Annotated in this window: 2 protein-coding genes; both read left to right on the forward strand. The window is 73.8% G+C overall.

Translation table 11 applies throughout. The features are described 5' to 3' along the window. Positions 1 to 273 precede the first annotated feature (273 nt). Positions 274 to 786: a copper chaperone PCu(A)C gene (locus tag FV230_RS28180; RefSeq protein ID WP_147729784.1), complete on the forward strand. Its 513-nt coding sequence runs from the start codon at positions 274 to 276 to the stop codon at positions 784 to 786. Further along, on the forward strand, positions 776 to 1,393 hold the full coding sequence (locus FV230_RS28185) for an SCO family protein (protein ID WP_147729783.1): 618 nt from the start codon (positions 776 to 778) through the stop codon (positions 1,391 to 1,393). The genes FV230_RS28180 and FV230_RS28185 overlap by 11 nt, the downstream gene beginning before the upstream one ends. The last annotated feature ends 165 nt before the right edge of the window (positions 1,394 to 1,558 follow it).

The following is a 1,558-nucleotide window of genomic DNA, read 5'->3' on the forward strand; positions in this document are numbered from 1 at the left end:
CGCCCGGCGCTGGGCCGGCGTGACGGGCGGCGGATCAATGGGCATGATCGTGGCCGCCGCCCAGCCGGAACGCGGCGTCGCGCCCTGCCTCACGGTTGCGCGCTGAAAGCCGTGCTCCGGGAAGGCCTCGGCCCGCATCGACCGATGCAGCCTGCCGCATCGCCGTCGCTCGGCCCCTCGCGATCGCGCGAGCCGGCATGCCCGGGACGCCGTCCCCCAACCGCCCGGCCGCCCGCGGCCGCGACCGACACCGCCCCCTTCAGGAGAGTTGCCATGTCCAAGCTGTTCCGTCGCCGCGCGACCGGCTCCCTCGTCGCCCTCGCGCTGCTCGCGGTCCCGGCCGGCGCCCACGAGTACAAGGCCGGCGCGCTCGCGATCGCCCATCCCTGGACGCGGGCGACCCCGAACGGCGCCAAGGTCGGCGGCGGCTACCTCAGCGTCACCAACACCGGCACCGCGCCGGACACGCTGCTCGGCGCCACGGTGACCGGGGCGGACCACGTCGAGATCCATTCGATGACGATGGACGGCACCGTGATGAAGATGGCTCCGGTCCCGGGCGGCCTGGTCATCGCCCCCGGTGCCACGGTGACGCTCGCGCCGGGCGGCTACCACATGATGTTCGTCGACCTGACGGCGCCCCTGAAGAAGGGCGAGCGCGTCAAGGGCACGCTGCGGTTCGAGAAGGCGGGGACCGTCCCGGTCGAGTTCGCGGTCGAGGCGATCGGCGCGAAGGCCCCCGAGGGCGCGCAAGGGGCGGCCGGCGGCCACGATCATGCCCATTGATCCGCCGCCCGTCACGCCGGCCCAGCGCCGGGCGGGCTACGGCATCCTCGCGGCGGTGCTCGTCGGCATCCTCGGCATCGCCGGGGGCGTCGTGGCGATGCTGCCGCGCGGGCCCGCCAAGCCGGCGATGTCGGTGGTCGGCGGCCCGTTCCGGCTGCAATCGTCCAAGGGCGGGATCCTCGATTCGGCGACGCTGGCCGGCCGGCCCTTCCTGGTGTTCTTCGGGTTCACCCGCTGCCCGAACGTCTGCCCGACGACGCTGGCCGACCTCTCCAACCTGATCGACGACCTGCACAAGGCCGGCGGCGACATCGGCGCCTACTACATCACCCTCGATCCCGAGCGCGACGACGCCGCGGTGCTGCGCGACTACATGGGCTCGTTCAGCGATTCGATCACGGGGCTGACCGGGACCCGCGAGGAGATCGACCGGGTGGCGCGGTCCTACCGCGTCTTCTCCAAGAAGGTCCCGCTGCCGGGGGGCGACTACACCCTGGAGCACACGCTGATGGTCTACCTGATGGACCGGAACGGCGGCTTCGTCGGCCCGCTCGATCTCGCGGCCGGGCACGGGCTCGCCCTCCGGCAGATCCAGGCCGTCCTGTGACGGGTCGGGCGAAGCGCGTCGGCGCCCTCGGCACCGCGCTGATCCTGCTGGCGATCTGGGCGCAGTCGATCGTGCCGCTCGCCGCCCTGCGGATGGCGCCCGACGCCGCGCCGCTCGGCCTGTCGGCGATCTGCGGCCATGCCGGCGCAGCCGACGCCGCGGGGG

The sequence above is a fragment of the Methylobacterium sp. WL6 genome, from assembly GCF_008040095.1.
Lineage (GTDB): Bacteria > Pseudomonadota > Alphaproteobacteria > Rhizobiales > Beijerinckiaceae > Methylobacterium.